Origin of the sequence: Vibrio sp. ArtGut-C1, from assembly GCF_002105475.1 — a bacterium.
GTDB classification, from domain to species: Bacteria; Pseudomonadota; Gammaproteobacteria; order Enterobacterales; family Vibrionaceae; genus Vibrio; species Vibrio diabolicus.
This window is the reverse complement of the sequence record NZ_NCTH01000010.1, coordinates 38408-57590: the sequence shown is the minus strand read 5'-3', so window position 1 is coordinate 57590 and position 19183 is coordinate 38408. Positions and strand designations below refer to the sequence as shown.

At 44.4% G+C, this 19183-nt stretch carries 15 protein-coding genes, 4 tRNA genes and 1 other annotated feature; of the genes, 12 read left to right on the top strand and 7 right to left on the bottom strand.

What is annotated here, in order from left to right:
* Positions 1 to 24: 24 nt before the first annotated feature.
* The 3 genes from B7360_RS11000 to B7360_RS10990 form a co-directional block, all read right to left on the bottom strand.
* Positions 25 to 633, bottom strand: a complete 609-nt coding sequence (locus tag B7360_RS11000; RefSeq protein WP_074191540.1) for an aminodeoxychorismate/anthranilate synthase component II — start codon at positions 631 to 633, stop codon at positions 25 to 27.
* Between the two features lie 5 nt (positions 634 to 638).
* Positions 639 to 2216: an anthranilate synthase component 1 gene (locus B7360_RS10995; protein WP_085343499.1), complete on the bottom strand. Its 1578-nt coding sequence runs from the start codon at positions 2214 to 2216 to the stop codon at positions 639 to 641.
* Between the two features lie 126 nt (positions 2217 to 2342).
* Positions 2343 to 2446: a sequence feature (Trp leader region), on the bottom strand.
* Positions 2393 to 2518, bottom strand: coding sequence for a trp operon leader peptide (locus B7360_RS10990; RefSeq protein WP_005376787.1), 126 nt, complete (start codon positions 2516 to 2518; stop codon positions 2393 to 2395). (Overlaps the previous feature by 54 nt.)
* Positions 2519 to 2613: 95 nt before the next feature.
* Here B7360_RS10990 and B7360_RS10985 point away from each other — a divergent pair, with 95 nt between their 5' ends.
* Together B7360_RS10985 and B7360_RS10980 are read left to right on the top strand one after the other, a co-directional pair.
* Positions 2614 to 3471 carry a PHP domain-containing protein gene (locus tag B7360_RS10985; protein ID WP_085343498.1) on the top strand — a complete coding sequence of 286 codons (858 nt, stop codon included), beginning with the start codon at positions 2614 to 2616 and terminating at the stop codon, positions 3469 to 3471.
* A gap of 187 nt (positions 3472 to 3658) precedes the next feature.
* Complete coding sequence (locus tag B7360_RS10980; RefSeq protein ID WP_005376791.1) at positions 3659 to 4279, top strand: L-threonylcarbamoyladenylate synthase; 621 nt, start codon at positions 3659 to 3661, stop codon at positions 4277 to 4279.
* 104 nt (positions 4280 to 4383) lie between these two features.
* Here B7360_RS10980 and B7360_RS10975 read toward each other — a convergent pair whose 3' ends face one another.
* Positions 4384 to 5094 carry a calcium-binding protein gene (locus B7360_RS10975; RefSeq protein ID WP_085343497.1) on the bottom strand — a complete coding sequence of 237 codons (711 nt, stop codon included), beginning with the start codon at positions 5092 to 5094 and terminating at the stop codon, positions 4384 to 4386.
* A 546-nt stretch (positions 5095 to 5640) separates the two neighbouring features.
* Here B7360_RS10975 and rluB point away from each other — a divergent pair.
* On the top strand, positions 5641 to 6579 hold the full coding sequence (gene rluB / locus B7360_RS10970; protein ID WP_005376798.1) for a 23S rRNA pseudouridine(2605) synthase RluB: 939 nt from the start codon (positions 5641 to 5643) through the stop codon (positions 6577 to 6579).
* A gap of 186 nt (positions 6580 to 6765) precedes the next feature.
* On the opposite strand, the gene B7360_RS10965 is transcribed toward rluB, so the two are convergent.
* Together B7360_RS10965 and yeiP are read right to left on the bottom strand one after the other, a co-directional pair.
* A complete protein-coding gene (locus B7360_RS10965) occupies positions 6766 to 7086 on the bottom strand; it encodes an HI1450 family dsDNA-mimic protein (protein WP_005376800.1) in 321 nt (106 codons plus the stop codon).
* A 2-nt stretch (positions 7087 to 7088) separates the two neighbouring features.
* A complete protein-coding gene (gene yeiP, locus B7360_RS10960; RefSeq protein ID WP_005376801.1) occupies positions 7089 to 7655 on the bottom strand; it encodes an elongation factor P-like protein YeiP in 567 nt (188 codons plus the stop codon).
* Positions 7656 to 7849: 194 nt separating this feature from the next.
* On the opposite strand from yeiP, the gene B7360_RS10955 reads away from it, so the two are divergent.
* A complete protein-coding gene (locus B7360_RS10955; protein ID WP_074191536.1) occupies positions 7850 to 8617 on the top strand; it encodes a nucleotidyltransferase in 768 nt (255 codons plus the stop codon).
* Here the strand turns inward: B7360_RS10955 and B7360_RS10950 are convergent.
* Positions 8614 to 10977, bottom strand: a complete 2364-nt coding sequence (locus tag B7360_RS10950; RefSeq protein ID WP_085343496.1) for a DNA polymerase II — start codon at positions 10975 to 10977, stop codon at positions 8614 to 8616. The two genes, B7360_RS10955 and B7360_RS10950, sit on opposite strands and share 4 nt — an antisense overlap.
* Positions 10978 to 11404: 427 nt before the next feature.
* Between B7360_RS10950 and uvrY the strand changes: the two genes are divergently transcribed.
* The 8 genes from uvrY to B7360_RS10900 all read left to right on the top strand — a co-directional run bounded on the left by uvrY (position 11405) and on the right by B7360_RS10900 (position 19177).
* A complete protein-coding gene (gene uvrY / locus B7360_RS10945) occupies positions 11405 to 12049 on the top strand; it encodes a UvrY/SirA/GacA family response regulator transcription factor (RefSeq protein WP_005386783.1) in 645 nt (214 codons plus the stop codon).
* Between the two features lies 1 nt (position 12050).
* Positions 12051 to 13883: an excinuclease ABC subunit UvrC gene (uvrC, locus tag B7360_RS10940; protein WP_085343495.1), complete on the top strand. Its 1833-nt coding sequence runs from the start codon at positions 12051 to 12053 to the stop codon at positions 13881 to 13883.
* Positions 13884 to 13929: 46 nt separating this feature from the next.
* Positions 13930 to 14487, top strand: coding sequence for a CDP-diacylglycerol--glycerol-3-phosphate 3-phosphatidyltransferase (pgsA, locus tag B7360_RS10935; protein ID WP_005394805.1), 558 nt, complete (start codon positions 13930 to 13932; stop codon positions 14485 to 14487).
* Between the two features lie 462 nt (positions 14488 to 14949).
* Positions 14950 to 15023 (top strand) — tRNA-Cys (locus tag B7360_RS10925).
* A 37-nt stretch (positions 15024 to 15060) separates the two neighbouring features.
* Positions 15061 to 15136 (top strand) — tRNA-Gly (locus B7360_RS10920).
* A gap of 77 nt (positions 15137 to 15213) precedes the next feature.
* Positions 15214 to 15300 (top strand) — tRNA-Leu (locus tag B7360_RS10915).
* A 13-nt stretch (positions 15301 to 15313) separates the two neighbouring features.
* Positions 15314 to 15389 (top strand) — tRNA-Gly (locus tag B7360_RS10910).
* A gap of 911 nt (positions 15390 to 16300) precedes the next feature.
* Positions 16301 to 19177, top strand: coding sequence for a pyridoxal phosphate-dependent class III aminotransferase (locus B7360_RS10900; protein ID WP_085343494.1), 2877 nt, complete (start codon positions 16301 to 16303; stop codon positions 19175 to 19177).
* Positions 19178 to 19183 lie beyond the last annotated feature (6 nt).

The window sequence follows — 19183 nt, the reverse complement described above, 5'->3', positions numbered from 1 at the left end:
AATTTCTTATGTGCCAAGTGCTTTTTAAGCAGTGAGTGGGTTCACTGAAGTTTGTTCTTCAAGTGCCCATTCAATGGCATTGGCCAACAGTGTTGCTCCGTAGGTCGTCATAATAGATTCCGGGTGGAACTGGAACCCGCAAACTTTATCTTCTTCATGTACAACAGACATCACCAAGTCATCCACTTCTGCCGTGATGGTTAGACTCTCAGGAACTTTGGTCGCAACCAGCGAGTGGTAACGTGCAATCGCAAGTGGTGATGGTAGGTTTTGGTAAATCGCATGGTTTTGGTGCTCCATCATAGACACCTTACCGTGAATGATTTCACCCGCGCCAGCGACGGTGCCGCCGTATGCTTCAACAATCGCTTGGTGACCAAGACAAATACCGATCATCGGAACTTTGCCTTTCATGCGTAGGATAAGTTCTGGCATTGAGCCTGCCTCTGACGGTGCACCAGGGCCCGGCGATAGCAGAACCACTGGGTTTTCAAGCTCGTTTACCGCTTGTTCGATGGTTTCTGCTGGGATGTTGTTTCGGTAAATCTTGACTGAGTGGCCTAGCGAGCGGAACTGATCCACAAGGTTGTAGGTGAACGAGTCAAAGTTATCGATGAATACGATGTTCGCCATGTCTGCTACTCCTTGTTCGTAGGTTGAGAATGCGCTGCTTGAATAGCAGAGATTACCGCTTGTGCTTTACCGCGCGTTTCGTCTGCTTCCGCTTGTGGTTCAGAGTCGAACACAACGCCTGCACCAGCTTGAACTTGAGCAATGCCGTTCTCAACGTAAGCTGAGCGAATTACGATACATGTGTCGAGTGTACCTTCGCCGGTAAGGTAACCCACAGCACCGCCGTAGCTACCGCGTCGTGCGCCTTCTACATCGCGAATCAACTGCATCGCACGAATCTTTGGTGCACCAGTGAGCGTACCCATGTTCATACATGCTTGGTATGCGTGCAGGGCGTCTAGGTCTTCACGCAGTTGACCAACCACACGAGATACTAAGTGCATTACGTGGCTGTAGCGGTCGACTTTTAGTAGGTCTGCTACGTGGCGAGTGCCAGCTTGAGCAATACGAGCGACGTCGTTACGTGCTAAGTCAACCAACATCATGTGTTCTGCGTTTTCTTTCATGTCGGTGCGCAGTTCAAGTTCGATGCGGCTATCTAGGTCGAAATCGATCTCGCCGTTAGGGCGCTTACCACGGCGACGAGTGCCTGCGATTGGGTAGATTTCAATTTGGTTGGTGTCGGTTTCGTACTTAAGCGCGCTTTCTGGTGATGCGCCAAACAAAGTGAACAGCTCATCTTGCATGTAGAACATGTAAGGGCTTGGGTTACTTTGTTTCAGTTCTTTGTAAGCAGCGAGTGGAGAAGGGCAAGGTAGAGTGAATCGGCGAGATGGTACGACTTGGAACACATCGCCTTTCACTACGAACTCTTTTAAGTCGCGAACGATTTGACAGAAGTCATCATCAGATACGCTAGGTTCTACCGTTACGTCGGCGATTTGCTCTGCATTTGGAAGTAACTTTGGCGCCGCACATTGAGCGCTGATTTCTGCGATGCGAGTCTCTAGCGCTAGTTTTTCTGAATCATCCACAAACAATGTAGCTTGAAGCTGGCAAGATTCCGTTTGATGGTCGACAACAAGCAATGTTTCCGCTACGTAGAAAACGTAATCTGGACATTGATTGGTTGCTTTTGCATTACCAAGCGGCTCGAAGTTTGCGACTAAGTCGTAGGCAAACAGACCGCCAAGGAAAATCGCGTGTTTGTCTTGCTGTGAAACATCGAAGCTGTGTTGCACTAAACGTAGCGCGTCAAAAGAAGAAGCTTCACGTAGTCGAGAGTCTTCATCTAACGTGTCGTATGGCTGGCTAAACTCCAAAGTCAGCGTTTCGCCATCGAACTTACTCTCAACGTCACCACGGATGTTCTGGTTTAGGTGAGACAGTAGGTTTTTACCGTTGTTGGTTAACGCCTGCATGTTTACAGTGTGGCCGTAACAAACGATGCGCACCGCTGAATCGACGATTAAAAGTGATTTTAGATTCTGTTTCGAATCAATTTCAGCGGATTCGAGAAGCAAGCTATCTCTTTTGTTCTCACAAATGGTATGGAACAAACGTGTTGGGTCTTGAGTGTAAGGAACCGAAGTCTTTAATACTTCTAGGCATCCAAGTTTCTTGATTTCTATGGCCTTATTCACAAGACCTCCTTGTAGCTGTCTAAATCTTCCTGCCGTACATAGTCGCATAAAGCAAACGTTCCCCCAATCTAGAGTTAGCCATATTCGATTAATGTTTAGGCAGTTGAATGTGAAATGAGCAACAAAACAAAAAAGCCCGCTTAAGTAGCGGGCTTTACAACGTTTGGTTCTATAAACTAGAAGTATACGTTTGCCCACCAAGAACTAGTCCAAGTGCGCCACCAAGCAAGATCTGATGAGTTTGCCTTATTAAGACAAACCGCAACTTTCGCTTTTTGGTTTTGGTTAAATTCTTGTAACATGGTGAACCTTAAATTACGTACTTTGTATTTGTGTACTAGTTAACTAGTGTGAGAGTAAAAAGTCAACCCCAAAACAGCATTAAAACGATAAAAATATGAGAATTGATTTACATAGTCACACCACTGCATCGGACGGTCGGTTAGAGCCTAAAGATTTAGTGGAAAGGGCGCTGAGTTTTGATATCGAGGTTTTGGCGATCACTGATCACGATACGGTTGACGGCTTGGCGTTAGCCAAGCAATACGTTCAAGACAATAATTTGCCGATCAAAATCATCAACGGCATTGAGATATCGACTGTCTGGCAAAACAAAGACATTCATATTGTCGGCTTGAATATCGATCCGGAAAATGAACAATTATCCGCCCTCATCGAGCAGCAGAAGCAGCACCGCATAACAAGGTCAGAGTTGATTGCAGAGCGACTACAAAAAGCAACTCGGGAAGGTGTGCTCGAAGAGGTAAGGCAGATCGCCGGTGATGCGCCTGTCACGAGAGCGCACTTCGCGAAATGGTTGGTGGATAATGGTTACGCAAAAACCATGCAAGTGGTGTTTAAAAAATACCTAACGCGTAATAACCCAGGTTATGTACCACCGAATTGGTGCTCGATGAAAGATGCGGTTGATGCTATCCATGCTGCTGGTGGTTTGGCGGTATTAGCGCATCCTGGAAGATATAAGTTGACAGCGAAGTGGATTAAGCGTCTTCTAGCAGCGTTTGTAGAAGCAAACGGCGATGCGATGGAAGTTGCACAGCCACAGCAAGCGCAACAAGAAAGGCGCAACTTGGCTGATTATGCTATACAATACAAACTATTAGCGTCTCAAGGCAGTGATTTTCACTACCCATCCCCTTGGATGGAGCTAGGAAGGAACCTTTGGTTGCCTGCTGGCGTCGAACCAGTTTGGAAAGATTGGGGTATTGATCCTTCGTTGGATATATCAAAGTAACCTCAAGGTGTGGGTTTCAGCGTCAAACAACTGGAAAGTGTATATATTGCGTCTCAATGTGGCTTTCCTTGTCGTTGGAACTGAACAACACTTTGAATCTTGAAGTCACTTGATAAAGCACAACAAGGCGGCATTCAAGCTCCACATAAGAATATAGAGCCGAGAGGCTCGATAATGAGGAATTACAATGAGCCAGTTTTTTTACGTTCACCCAGAAAACCCACAGGCTCGCTTGATTAATCAAGCAGTAGCAATCATTCGTAACGGCGGCGTTGTGGTGTACCCTACCGATTCAGGGTACGCACTTGGCTGTCAGTTGGAGAACAAACAGGCACTGGAACGAATCTGTCAGATCCGTCGTCTCGATGATAAGCATAACTTTACTTTATTGTGTCGTGATTTGTCGGAACTTTCTCTATATGCGCGAGTGGATAACTCTGCATTCCGACTACTGAAAAACAACACACCAGGTCCTTACACCTTCATCTTCAAAGGCACGAAAGAAGTGCCGCGTCGTTTGATGAACGCGAAACGTAAGACCATCGGTATCCGTGTTCCAGACAATCAAATTGCCTTGGACTTGTTGGAAGCATTAGGTGAACCGATGATGTCTACGTCGTTGATCCTACCTGGCAGTGACGTAACAGAGTCTGATCCGGAAGATATTCGCGATAAACTAGAACATGCGGTTGATGTGATTCTTAATGGCGGTTACTTAGGTGAACAACCTACGACCGTCATTGACTTTAGCGAAGGTGAACCTGTTGTGGTGCGTTTGGGGTCAGGTGACCCGGCACCATTCGAATAATTCGATTAATAGACGTACACCACCGTCAAACAAAATAGGAGGCATCGCGCCTCCTATTTTAGTTTCTTATTATTGAGTATCTCAGCGAACTTCGCTGATTGAGATTAAGCGAAATCGAAAATGTCGATACCATTTTGTTCAGCATAGTTGATGTATGCAGAGCTCACGCCGTTTAGTGTCACTTCAACATTGTATTCATCACTAGAGAATACCGCCCAACCACACTCGTTGTAAGATAAAGTAAGATCATCCGCTGAATCTAAGAACGTATCGCGAATGCCATCATTGTCGGTGTCTCTGCCCATATCGAAGACAAGTTTGTCATGAAAAATATTAAAATCGACAATATCGGCTTTAATATCAATATCGTTGGAAGATACAGGTTGATCGGGTACACCAATAGCCAGGCGGTTTGTAAGCACGAAAGTGTCGTCTCCACAGCCGCCGCTCAGTACTGATTCACCATCGCCAACGACGAGCGTGTCGTTACCCCAACCCCCACTCAAGTAGTTGTTGCCTGAGTAATCAAAAATTGTATCATCGCCACAACCACCAAAGAGCTTGTCACTTCCTAATCCGCCCGATAGGAAGTCGTTGCCAAAGCCGCCAGAAACAAAGTCGTTCCCTCGGCCACCGAGCAAGGTATCGTCTCCCCAGCCCCCGAAGACAACATCATTGCCTCCGTATCCTACGAACTTATCATCACCACAGAAGCCGAAGAAAATATCGGTTGTTTCAGACCCTTTTGTACCGGTCATATCGTCATCTTGAGATGTCCCAAAAATCCAATTTAGGTCTAGATTTAGCATAGACATTGTTCTATTCCTTTTTGTCTGATTTATGCCAATCGCCGAAAATGCAGAGCTAATCTAGCTAGTTAAAATACACGATAACGTTAGTGTCATTTTTAATAGTAAATAGTGACTTACCGATGCTTCTTTCTTGCTATGAGTGCTCATTTATCCACGATGATTGGTATTACTTAGCAGCAAACAGGGACGGCTTATTCTTCGTTGTTTTTAAAGCAACACGAACAGTAAACACACCCCAAGTGGTTATCGTTGTAACCCTGACAATTTTATCAGGTACTGCACGGTTAAAGTGGCTCGGGAAGACCGATATTAGTGGGATTCTCGCTGGGCAATATCAGCATTAAGTAGGAAAAAAGTTGCAGAATAGAGTAAATATTTTCGATGTTTTAAAGTGAATTTTGGGTGTGGAGAATGGCGCCGATTTAGCTTACATTAACTGAGAAAGTTACGTATAATGTCGGACCGAAAAATCCCACTGAAATGGGTAATTAGCAAAATACAGACCAATTCTGGTCTAGACGTCTGTGAAGACGACACATAGGTAGATAAATGAGCGAAAAGTTACAAAAAGTATTAGCACGTGCTGGTCACGGTTCTCGTCGTGAGATTGAATCGTTAATTAAATCTGGTCGCGTTAGCGTGAACGGTGTAGTCGCTAAGCTTGGTGAAAGACTTGAAGACGAGAGCAGCGTAGTTCGTATCGATGGTCACATTGTCTCTGCAAAGATTCAAGAAGAAGTGATTTGTCGTGTACTTGCGTACTACAAACCTGAAGGTGAACTGTGTACTCGTCACGATCCAGAAGGTCGTCGTACTGTTTTTGATCGTCTGCCAAAAATTCGTGGCTCTCGTTGGATTTCAGTTGGTCGTCTGGATGCGAACACTTCTGGTCTTCTGCTTTTCACAACGGATGGTGAACTGGCGAACCGCTTAATGCACCCAAGCCGCCAAGTTGAACGTGAATACCTAGTACGTGTGTTCGGTGAAGTAACTGAACAGAAAGTTCGTAATCTAGTAAAAGGTGTTGAACTGGAAGACGGTTTAGCTCGTTTCGAAGATGTTGTTTACGCGGGTGGTGAAGGCATGAACCACACGTTTTACGTTGTTATCAACGAAGGTCGTAACCGCGAAGTTCGTCGACTATGGGAATCGCAAGAGTGTACCGTTAGTCGTCTGAAACGTGTTCGTTACGGCGACATCTTCTTAGACAAGAAACTGCCTCGTGGTGGTTGGATGGAGCTTGACCTGAAAGAAGTAAACTACTTGCGTGAGCTTGTAGAGCTTCGTCCAGAAAAAGAAACCATGCTTGATCTGAACAAAGACAACACGTCACGCAAACGTGAGCGTGCACGCAGCCAAAAAATTCGTCGCGCAGTTAAGCGCCATGAAGAGCGTGTTAACACGCCAAAAGGTCGCAGTAACAACCCTTCTCGTCGTAAGCCGAAGAAGACTGCTGGTGACCAAGGCGCACGTAACAAGCATCGTTAATCGATAGCAAAACATCAGAAAGGCTTGCCAATTCGGCAAGCCTTTTTCTTATCTGTTACATAGCGAAAGGATCTAAAGCCGATATAGAGAAGGGTGTTTGGATAAACAAATATCGCAGCTAAACAAAAACAGCAGATAAAAAAATACCAGCGCTAGGCTGGTATTTTTTATCATGATGAAGAAACGTTAATCGCGTTTCCAAAGCATATGGCAGAACTTATGTTCAGGGTCTCGGCTGATTAGCATACGAGCAAATACGTCATCAAGAACGTCATTTTCCTCATTTACTAGGCCGATACGAACCTCTGCATATACTTCTTTGTCGATCTCGAAGCCAACATGTTCAACCCAGTCATCACCAGTTTCAACAAGTTCTGCGGCACCACGATCTTCAAATTGCGCAGTAAACAGAATCACGTCAGCAGGCTCTAGATTATCTGGAGCCATTTCAAGGAAAATGTCGTACGCTGCGTCGATGACGTCGTCGTAAGAAATCAAATCAGACATGCTTATGCTCGGCTCATGTATTTACGTTCAGCTGTGTTAATGATAACACGGTCACCAGTTGCAATGTACTCAGGAACCTGGATGACAAGACCTGAAGCGAAGCGTGCTGGTTTAGTACGAGCAGATGCAGAAGCACCTTTGATTGACGGGTCAGTTTCTTCAATCACTAGCTCAACAGAAGATGGTAGTTCAATACCCACAGCAGCACCGTTAACAAGGATAATGTGGATACCTTGTGTATCTTCGTTGATGAACAGCATGTCGTCTTCAACTTCATTGTGCTTGAATGTGTATTGTGAGTAGTCTTCGTTATCCATGAAGATGTGCTCATCGCCGTCAGCGTATGAGTACACAACTGCACGTTTGTTCATTTCTACCGTTTCAACAACGTCATCAGACTTGTAACGCTCATCTACACGTGCGCCCGTGTTTAGATCTGTACAACGCATTTTGTAGATTTTAGCGCCGCCACGACCGCCAGGAGTCGTTACTTCGATGTCTTTAACTAGAAGAGTTTTACCATTAGACTCGATTGCGAAGCCTTTTTTGATTTCACTTGCCTTTGGCATTGTATATTCCTATTCATACTTATTAAGCAAAACTCGGTGATTATAGCGCTAAGTTAGCCGCCTAGCATTAAAATTCATTGCAGAAATTTGTTGTTACTCCCATGACTAAACACCTGAATGGACTTGATTCAGTGAGTCGGCTAAGAGAACATATAGCTCAACTTCTTGAACCATCTGAGATCACGTTTTAAGTCATGTCTCTGCCTGTTATCGATCCTAAACAACCATTTCAACCAGAGTTTGCGCCTTTAATTAGAGAAGTTACCGCTTGTCTCAAAGGTGGACTGGGGCAAAACTTACACAGCGTGTATGTGTATGGTAGCGTCGCTCGCAAAACAGCGGTCGCAGGAAGGTCGAACTTAGACCTGGTTGTCGTTACTCAATCATCCTTTGAGCACAATCGCGCGACTTTACTCAACACGATTAAGTGGCGCGCGCAGCAAAGTCATCCTCAAGTTAGTGGCGTATCGGTCCGCACAGCGTTAGTGAGTGAAGTGGCTAACTTAGATAGCATTTTCACTTGGGGCTTTATGCTTAAGCATTGCTGTGTCTGTGTCTATGGTGATGATCTGGCAGACTGTTTTGGTGATTACGTTCCAAGTTGGGAAATTGCTAAGCACTGGAATATGGATGTGGAAGATTGGATTACGGTGTATCGCAAAAAAATCGTCCAAGCGAAGACGATAGAAGAGCAGGTGGTCGCTCAACGCGTGATTGCTAAAAAGCTACTAAGGGCGTCATACTCTTTGGTGATGTATCGAGATAAACGTTGGTTTGATGACCCTATACAATGTGGCAAGGTATTCTTAACTTATCATCCTGAAAAGCAGCTTGAGATCGAGCGGCTAGAAATTTTACTTTCTGGCCGGGGTATTCCCAAGCGTTCTGTTATCGGGCTAATTGATGCGTTTGGTGATTGGTTAGTCAAACAGTACCAGAAAACAGAGTTTCGTATCGGTTAAAACAACCCCATTTGAGGTGCTGAAAGCCTGTCAAAATCCGTCCCAATGAAAGGGAGAATCGCATCTGCAACGGGTTTGAGTTGTTTATCAATGTAATGTTGATAATCAATCGGGCTATTGAGGTACTCATAAGGTTCAGGACCGTTCACGGTTATAATGTATTCAATTCGTCCTTTGTTTTGATACTGTAATGGGCGTCCAAGCTTGGCATTTATCTCATCCGCTAAACGAGCTGCACGCACTTGTGGCGGGACGTTCTTCTGATACTCATGCAGTTTTCTGCGCAGTCGCTTTTGATACACCAACTGTTCATCAAATTCACCGTTGTTAGTTTTCTCAACCATCTCTCGGACATAGTCGCTTGGATCTTCACCATGGAAAATCATGCTATAGAGTGTATTTTGAAATTTCTGTGCTAACGAGGTCCAGTCAGTACGGGCACTTTCTAACCCTTTAAATACAATCCGTTCTTGCTCTCCTTCACCGATTAAACCCGCATAGCGCTTTTTCGAGCCAGTTTCTGCGCCACGAATCGTTGGCATAAGGAATCTGCGATAATGGGTTTCATATTCGATTTCCAACATAGATGTTAGGTTGTACTCAGAACGCAGGTGTTCTTGCCACCAAGAGTTGATGTAATCAACTAATTGATTTCCAACAGCGTCGGCTTCTACTTGACTGTATGGTCGATTCAACGACACAAATGTGGAATCCGTATCGCCGTAAATCACTTGATAGCCTTGTTCCTCAATCAGCACTTTAGTTTGCTTCATGATCTCATGTCCGCGCATGGTAATACTAGAAGCTAATCGAGTATCAAAGAAACGACATCCCGATGAGCCCAGTACGCCATAAAAGGAGTTCATGATGATTTTGATTGCCTGAGAAAAAGCTTTTTCATTGTTCTTTTTCGCGACATCACGTGCTGCCCAAAGCTTTTCAATCATTTCTGGCAAAAAGTGTTTCGTACGATGGAACTGACCACCGCGAAAGCCAGGTACTGCCTGATCATCTTCTTTACCAATATCGAGTAATAACCCCTCAACCAAACCCATAGGATCAATCAAGAAAGAGCGAATAATCGATGGGTATAGACTCTTAAAATCCAATACTAAAACAGAATCATATAGGTTAGGAATGGAGTCCATCACGTAACCGCCGGGGCTCGCAATCCAATTTTCTGGGTGTAGATTCGGGGCAACATAGCCTGCGCGGTGTATTTGCGGCATGTATAAGTTAGTGAATGCCGCTACCGAGCCACCGACACGATCCAGTTCTACACCAGTGAGGCGAGAGCGTTCAATTGCAAAGTCGAGCAGGTGAGTGTGATTGAAAATCTTGTTCACCAACACGCAGTCTTGTAAGTTATATTTAGCCAGCGATGGTTTGTCGGAGCGGTACATACGATTGATCTCATCCATACGGTCATGAACGTTGTGGATTTCTTTACCTTCCCCCAAGAGTTCTTGAGATACAGACTCTAATGACCAAGATCGAAAGTGGTAAGTAGCCGTTTTTAGCGTATCGATACCATCCATCACAACTCGCCCGGGAATGGAGATAAACCCTTGTTGGCTTTGAGATGAACTTCTAAAAAAGCTGGCTTGGTCTGCTCTGCCAAGCATTAGCTTCATGTTGTGCCATTCTGCTCGTTTGTGTAGCAGACGAAAGTCAAAATCAATGACATTCCAACCGACAATGACATCGGGGTCGAATTTTTTAAACCAATCGATGAGTGCTTCTAGAAGCGCCTTTTCATCCTGGACCCATTGTATCGGTGTATCCGAAGGTTCTGGTTCTCCGATCATGATAACGCGGGAATCCATGACGCTGTCTAATCCGATGGAGTAAAGAATGCCTTTCTCAGAGCATTCTAGATCTAACGAGACAACGTTTAACTTCGGCTCATATTGCCCCGTACGGCATTTTGCGTTCTGGACGCGTTGGTAGCCATTGGTACGAGTCACATTGCCTGTAAACTCAATACTGCCTTTAATAAAACGCTCCATGAGGTAGCGATCGGTGAGGCGAATATCACTTTCGTACGTGGTGATATCTTTTTGAGCGAATGTGTCTTTGAGTGCGAGAGCGTCTCTGGTTACATTGGTATAGCAGGCAGCAAGAGGCGTATGTTCAAACGTTTTGAGATCCAAAAGGCGGATGTCGACGGGTATGTTTTTTTCTCGCGCGAGTGTTTTTGCTTGCTCTGAGTGTTTCTGAGCGATAAAAAATACTGGCTTCTCACCATTAATAAGTAACTGAGTAGGACCTGCTTCTGTCGAAAGCCACAGCTCGATTTGAGTTTGACCTTTGATGTCTCGTGCCTGTCGAGTAAGCAGAAAGCCTTGTTGGATATTCAAATGTGAGAAACCTTAGAAAACTTGAAGAACGCTAGTTTAACATTAAGAACTGTAAAAATAACCAGTAAAGAAAACGGTTCAAATTTTTGCTGGAATTAGTGATTACAAGTTAGCCTTTGGTGCAAGAGGGGCAGTGTCATTTTAAGTTATAGCGTGTTTCTCTGGGCAATATGAAACCTAGTTACTTGATTTATTGTACTTAATGTTGTTAATTGTCTTTTCTTAGATTTCGGTTCTGCTCATCACGCTCTAAAATAATAGAGTGGTTTATGAATAAGTTCTTGCTAAAGTTTGCGTTTCAGCACATATTCATAGAAAGCAATTTTTTGTCGATTACGTTAGTATATAGGCAGTCATACTGATATCCACATTTAACAAATAATGGTTATGTGGGTGCAGAACCAATACAAAGTGTGGAGATACAAGTTTGATAAATGTTTTCCTTGTAGATGATCACGAGCTGGTTCGCACAGGGATACGACGTATTATTGAAGACGTCCGTGGAATGAACGTAGCAGGAGAAGCTGACAGCGGTGAAGATGCAGTAAAATGGTGTCGCAGTAATCATGCTGACGTCGTTTTAATGGACATGAACATGCCAGGAATTGGTGGCTTGGAAGCCACTAAAAAAATTCTTCGCGTGAATCCTGATGTGAAAATCATCGTACTTACCGTTCATACAGAAAACCCGTTTCCAACCAAGGTGATGCAGGCAGGTGCGTCTGGTTATTTAACCAAAGGTGCTGGCCCTGATGAAATGGTGAATGCGATTCGTGTAGTTAATAGTGGGCAGCGTTACATCTCACCAGAGATTGCGCAGCAGATGGCATTGAGTCAATTTTCTCCAGCCTCTGAGAACCCTTTTAAAGACTTATCCGAACGTGAATTGCAGATCATGCTTATGATCACCAAAGGCCAAAAGGTAACGGATATTTCTGAGCAACTTAATTTAAGTCCAAAGACAGTCAACAGCTATCGCTACCGACTCTTTAGTAAATTGGACATTAATGGTGACGTTGAGTTAACTCACTTAGCGATTCGCCACGGAATGCTGGACACCGAGACCCTTTAGCGTGAATCCTCCCTTCGATTCGGCTTCCTTTCTCAAGACAGTAACTCATCAGCCCGGCGTTTACAGAATGTACAACGCCGAAGCTGTTGTCATCTATGTAGGTAAAGCCAAAGACCTAAAAAAGCGCCTTTCAAGCTACTTTCGAAAAAAAGTAGACAGTGAGAAAACTCGCGCGCTTGTCAGTAATATCGCCAAAATTGACGTCACAGTGACTCACACTGAGACAGAAGCGCTCATCTTAGAGCATAACTACATCAAGCAGTATTTACCGAAATACAATGTTTTGCTGCGAGATGATAAGTCTTACCCTTATATCTTTATTAGCGGTCATAAGCACCCACGGCTTTCTATCCACCGTGGCGCCAAGAAGCGCAAAGGTGAATATTTTGGCCCCTACCCAGATTCTGGTGCAGTAAGAGAAACATTGCATTTGCTGCAAAAGATATTTCCTGTGCGTCAGTGTGAAGACACCGTCTATTCCAACCGAACGCGCCCATGTTTGATGTACCAAATTGGCCGTTGTGCAGGGCCATGCGTTGATACCATCATTTCTGATGAAGAATACGCAGAGTTGGTTGGCTTTGTGCGCATGTTTTTGCAAGGCAAAGACCAGCAAGTACTCAAACAACTGATCGAGAAAATGGAAGTTGCCAGTCAGCAACTGCGCTTTGAAGATGCCGCTAAATTTCGCGATCAAATCCAAGCGATTAGACGTGTTCAAGAGCAGCAGTATGTCTCAGAAGACAGCATGGATGATATGGATGTACTAGGGTTTGCTCAGGAGAATGGTATTGCGTGTATTCATATCCTAATGATACGCCAAGGTAAAGTGCTTGGTAGCCGTAGCCATTTTCCGAAAATCCCACAAAATACAAGCCAGCAGGAAGTGTTCGATAGTTTTCTGACTCAATACTATTTGAGCCATAACGAAGCGCGCACGATTCCTTCTCGTATTATTTTGAATCAAGAGTTGGCAGAAGATATTGCGCCAATACAGAAAGCGTTAAGTGAAGTGGCAGGTCGTAAGGTTCATTTCCATACCTCGCCAACTGGCTCTCGAGCAAGGTATCTCAAGCTTTCGAACACGAATGCACTAACGGCGATTACCACCAAAATCAATCACAAGATGACGATTAATCAGCGTTTTCATGCGCTTCGCGAAACATTGAAGTTGGAGTCTATTGCTCGGATGGAGTGTTTTGATATCTCCCATACCATGGGGGAAAGTACGATTGCATCGTGTGTGGTGTTCAACAATGAAGGCCCCGTTAAGCAGGAGTATCGTCGCTATAACATCACTGGGATTACTGGTGGTGACGATTACGCTGCAATGGGACAAGCGTTGGAGCGCCGTTATTCGAAGCAATTGGACGTAGAGAAAATTCCCGACATCATCTTTATCGATGGTGGTAAAGGCCAGTTAAATCGTGCGCATGACATCATTTCGCAATATTGGGGAGATTGGCCAAAGCGTCCCATCATGATTGGTATTGCAAAAGGCGTTACTCGCAAACCAGGTTTAGAAACGCTGATTACAGTCGATGGGGACGAGTTTCATTTACCAAGCGATGATCCAGCGCTGCACCTTATTCAACATATTCGTGATGAAAGCCATAACCATGCTATAGCGGGGCATCGTGCTAAGCGAGGTAAAACCAGACGTACTAGTGCACTTGAAGGGATTGAGGGAATTGGCCCTAAACGACGTCAGGCGTTACTCAAGTACATGGGTGGGTTACAAGAACTTAAACGTGCAAGTGTCGAAGAAATCGCCAAAGTACCGGGAATAAGTCACTCTTTAGCAGAAATTATTTTCCAAGCATTGAAACAATAAGGAAAATCGCGCAACATTAAGCCGCAATGTGTAAGAGAATAATAAAATGCGTTTGAATATCCCGAACATTCTGTCTCTTCTTAGACTGTTCCTAATCCCTGTTTTTGTGGTTGTCTTTTATCTACCTTATTCATGGGCACCGTTTGCAGCAGCAATGGTGTTTTGGGTAGCGGGTTTTACTGACTGGCTTGACGGTATGTTGGCCCGTAAACTTGGCCAAACTTCTCGTTTTGGTGCGTTTATTGATCCTGTTGCTGATAAAGTGCTAGTGGCAACGGCATTGATTTTAATCACGGAACATTACCATTCAATTTGGGTGACCATTCCTGCGGTAACGATGATTGCGCGAGAAATCATTATCTCAGCATTGCGAGAATGGATGGCTGAAATCGGTAAGCGAGCGAGTGTTGCGGTATCTTGGGTTGGCAAAGTAAAAACTGTTTCGCAAATGTTCGCCTTATGGGTGTTGATATGGCGTTACGATGAATGGATGGTTTGGCTAGGCTTTGCGGCCTTGTATGTGGCAACTTTCTTGACATATTGGTCAATGATTCAATATTTAGCTGCTGCGAAAGATGATCTGTTGAATGAAGAGCATCATTAAATTCTGATATTAGAAAGCAGGCTTAATAGCCTGCTTTTTTGTATCTAAGATAATCTACAGCATTTCTTTGCTTCTCACGTTTTTTAATGCTTGCTAACGGTCATGCTTGAAATTTCTATCTGAGTTCCTGTTTCGATAGAATTCCATATGTGATCTAAGTCTTATTTTTGCCCTTGGAGAGTCTCAGAGAAGCGAGTCTCCTGATTGTTAACGCTTCAATACACGTAACGCACGGCCAGCAGTGTAAGGCGTAGCCAAAGTTTTATGATAAACAAGTGTATTTAAGCGATTTTTAGTATTAAAACTAAGCAATCTACCGTCTTTCGCACAAATTCTAGTCAAACGATTTAAAAAAATAAAAATAGTGTTGACTCGATCGCTCGAATCCGTAGAATGCATCCCGTACCCAAGAGAGCGCAGCTCAAAAGGGTGGTGAAAAAGCTTAGCTTTATTCACAAATGAGGCGCCTTGGCAGAGTGGCTATGCAGCGGATTGCAAATCCGTGGACCTCGGTTCGACTCCGGGAGGCGCCTCCATTATTCTTTTGAGAGTGAATGGCTTTCGAGAATAAATGCGACACTAGCTCAGTTGGTAGAGCGCAACCTTGCCAAGGTTGAGGTCACGAGTTCGAACTTCGTGTGTCGCTCCAAATTTTATTGATATGGCGTTAGCGGTATCAGATGGTGTTTTACTTTTCTGTAAAGGCATCACAAAGAATATTTGTGTGCCCTGGTGGTGGAATTGGTAGACACAAGGGATTTAAAATCCCTCGACGTTCGCGTTGTGCCGGTTCAAGTCCGGCCCGGGGCACCATCTCATATTAAACGCGACACTAGCTCAGTTGGTAGAGCGCAACCTTGCCAAGGTTGAGGTCACGAGTTCGAACCTCGTGTGTCGCTCCAGATTTAAGGCCCAGCATGAAAATGTTGGGCCTTTTTTGTATTTCTTCAAATCTTAAATTTCTTCTCTGTGATGGATTTCGTTAAGCACTGAGCTCCTTCAGCTTACTAACTTAACTTCTTGTTAATTTTAGCCATAGCAACGTCACTTCATGGCCATACCCATCCAGCTAGTTTAAGTTTAGTCAATCAAAGTTCTGTGAATAAAGACTCATCGATTTAGGCTGAGCAGTAACGTAAATACTAGCTCTGTTAAATGCCTTGGATACTGAAAATAATGTTCTACGATTAAAGAGTGGTATGTTCATAAACCGTTTTGGTTCATGGCGCTGATATTGTAAGGATATTTGTTTAAATAACAGGTATTTGAGAAAAGAAGAAAAGCGTTGTAGATGAGTATGAATGTACAAATATCACTAGGGGGAACTTTGTTGTGATTTGCGTCACTGTTACTAATATGAAAAATCGTTGCCAGAAGATTTTATTTTGTGATAAATTCGCGCGCAATCTCGGAGCGTAATTAACAACGTTTGATCTCTGGGGGATACGCGTAGTGACCATTCAAGCTGATTGTGACACTGCGTAGGGTAGGTATCGGCAAAGCCTTTTGTCGATAGACGGGATACTAATGCTGTAAAAGCGGCATATTAATGGGAAACCCAACATTGAAACCTTTGAATAAACACACACTAATCAGCTTCATACTGCCGAAATGTCCTGTTTTACAAAACGGGTGCATTACGGAACCTTGATTAATCCCTTTTACATATAAAGTCACGAATATCGTGGCAGATGATCTGTATTTGTCATTTTGCACTGACAAATGCGGAGGGGTATACACACCTCCTGTAACTTCATTCCAATGATTATTAATACAGGATATAGAATTATTATAATTCAAGGGATTATGTAGTATGAGCACTGCCTTTGAAGTCGATAGCAATATCGCAAACATTTTTTCGTCTCAGGTTCCTATCGTTGAGGGAACGTATGACTTAACGCCAGATCAAGTATTGATTGATCAGGCTGAGCATGAATCTGAAGTACGTTCTTATCCACGTCGCTTGCCAATCGCAATCAAACAAGCTTTTGGTTGCTTGGTTGAAGATACACGTGGACAGATCTTTTTAGACTGCCTTGCGGGGGCGGGCACTCTAGCTTTAGGGTATAACCATCCTGAAATCAACCAAGCTCTGAAAGAGCAATTAGATTCGGGTCTGCCATATCAGACGCTAGATATTGCAACATCAGCAAAAACGACGTTTATTCAATCTGTTAAATCTTTTCTTCCTCAAGAGTTAAGTGAGAACAGCGTTATCCAATTTTGTGGTCCGTCAGGAGCCGATGCAGTTGAAGCCGCGATCAAACTCGCGAAGCAGACTACTGGTCGCAACACCATGTTTGCTTTTCGTGGCGCATATCATGGTATGACTAACGGCACAATGGGCATGATGGGCAACTTAGGTACGAAAGCGCGTCGAACTGGTTTAATGTCAGACGTGCACTTTATGCCTTTCCCATACAATCTGCGTTGTCCATTTGGGCTTGGCGGTGATGAAGGTGCGAAAGCAAGCATTCGCTATATCGATCGTCTTTTAAACGATGATGAATCGGGCATTATGAAGCCTGCTGCGATCATCGTTGAGCCAGTGCAAGGTGAGGGTGGTGTTGTTCCTGCGCCAGCATTCTGGCTGCGAGAGTTACGTCGTATTTGTGATGAACACGGTATCTTACTAATCTTCGATGAGATCCAGTGTGGTGTTGGTAAAACTGGCTACAATTTCGCATTTGAAGAGTCGGGAATTGTTCCAGATATCCTGTGTTTATCAAAAGCTATTGGCGGTGGCTTACCAATGTCGCTATTGGTTATCAACAAGCAGCATGATACTTGGAAGCCGGGCGAACACACAGGTACGTTTCGTGGCAATCAGTTAGCCATGGTCTCTGGTGCGAAAGCATTAGAAATCATCCAGCGTGACAATCTGGTTGAGCACGCCAATATTGCGGGCCAGTATTTGCGCTATGGTCTTGAAAGCATTCAAAAGCGCGTGAACTGTATCGCAGAAGTACGTGGCAAAGGCTTGATGCTTGGTGTGGAGATTAAAAATCCAAACGGTGAGCTCAATAAATTTGGCGAACCTCAAGCGGATAGTGAACTCACTCTTTCCATTCAACGCGCAGCACTTGAGCGTGGCTTGATCGTTGAGAAAGGCGGACGTGAAGGCGCAGTAATTCGCTTCCTTCCTCCTCTTATCATCTCGTTTGAGCAAATCGACTTTGCTTTACGTGTATTTGAAGACGCGATTTTAGCCGCCGGCGGTAGTCACATCGAAACTCAGCCACAAGATGAATGGAAGAAGCATTTCATCCACACTGGAGAGTTGGGCAGCAATGAGTTTGCTTCGGTGATGAATCACACTACGACAGCAATGAAATCAGTGTTTGAACAGGTTGCTGCACCATACTCAGGTATGGATCCAAAAGCATTGGAAGCAGCGATCCATGCTGTTGATCTTGACAATAAAAATGCGCCTCTCAAAACGGTTATTGATGATGCAGCCGAGTTGGTCGCGAAAAACGCGATTTTTACTCAACATCCAGATTGTATCGCTCACCTTCATACTCCACCGTTGATGCCTGCTATTGCCGCAGAGGCAATGATTGCGGCTTTGAACCAATCAATGGACTCATGGGATCAAGCTTCATCAGCGACTTATGTTGAACAGAAAGTTGTGAACTGGCTATGCGATAAATACAAGTTAGGTGAAAAAGCGGACGGTATCTTCACGAGCGGCGGCACGCAAAGTAATCAAATGGGTTTGATGATTGCGCGTGATTGGATTGCTGACAAACTCAGTGCGCACTCAATTCAAAAGCTTGGCCTTCCTGAATACGCAGACAAGCTGCGTATTGTATGTTCGAAAAAATCCCACTTCACGGTTCAAAAATCAGCGTCTTGGATGGGATTGGGTGAAAAAGCGGTTATGACCGTCGATGCTAATGCCGATGGAACGATGGATGTCACTAAGTTAGACGAAGTTCTAAATCAGGCAAAAGCAGAAGGTTTGATCCCATTTGCAATTGTTGGCACAGCGGGCACAACGGATCACGGTGCTATTGATGACCTAGACTTTATCGCCGATATGGCAGCGAAACATGACATGTGGATGCACGTCGACGGTGCATACGGTGGAGCTCTGATTTTAAGTAGCCAAAAAGCCCGTCTGAAAGGTTGTGAGCGTGCACACTCCATCAGCGTAGACTTCCACAAGTTATTTTACCAAACCATCAGTTGTGGTGCGCTGTTGGTGAATGACAAGTCTAACTTTAAATTCCTGCTTCATCATGCAGATTACTTGAACCGCGAACACGACGAACTACCGAACTTGGTGGATAAGTCTATTGCTACAACTAAGCGTTTTGATGCGCTAAAAGTGTTTATGACGATGCAAAGCGTGGGGCCAAAAGCCCTAGGCGATATGTACGATCATTTACTTGATCAGACGCTTGAAGTTGCGGACATGATTCGAGATAACAAACACTTTGAGTTGTTGGCTGAACCATCACTATCTACGGTTCTGTTCCGCGCGACACATGAATCAGCGGATCTTGACGAACTGAACAAAACGTTGCGCTTAGAAGCGTTAACACGCGGTATCGCGGTATTGGGTGAAACCATTGTCGACGATAAAACCGCATTGAAATTTACGATTTTGAACCCGTGTCTGACGACGGCGGACTTTGAATCTTTGCTCTCAAAAATCAATACGCTAGCGGCAGAGCTAGTTTAACAAAGG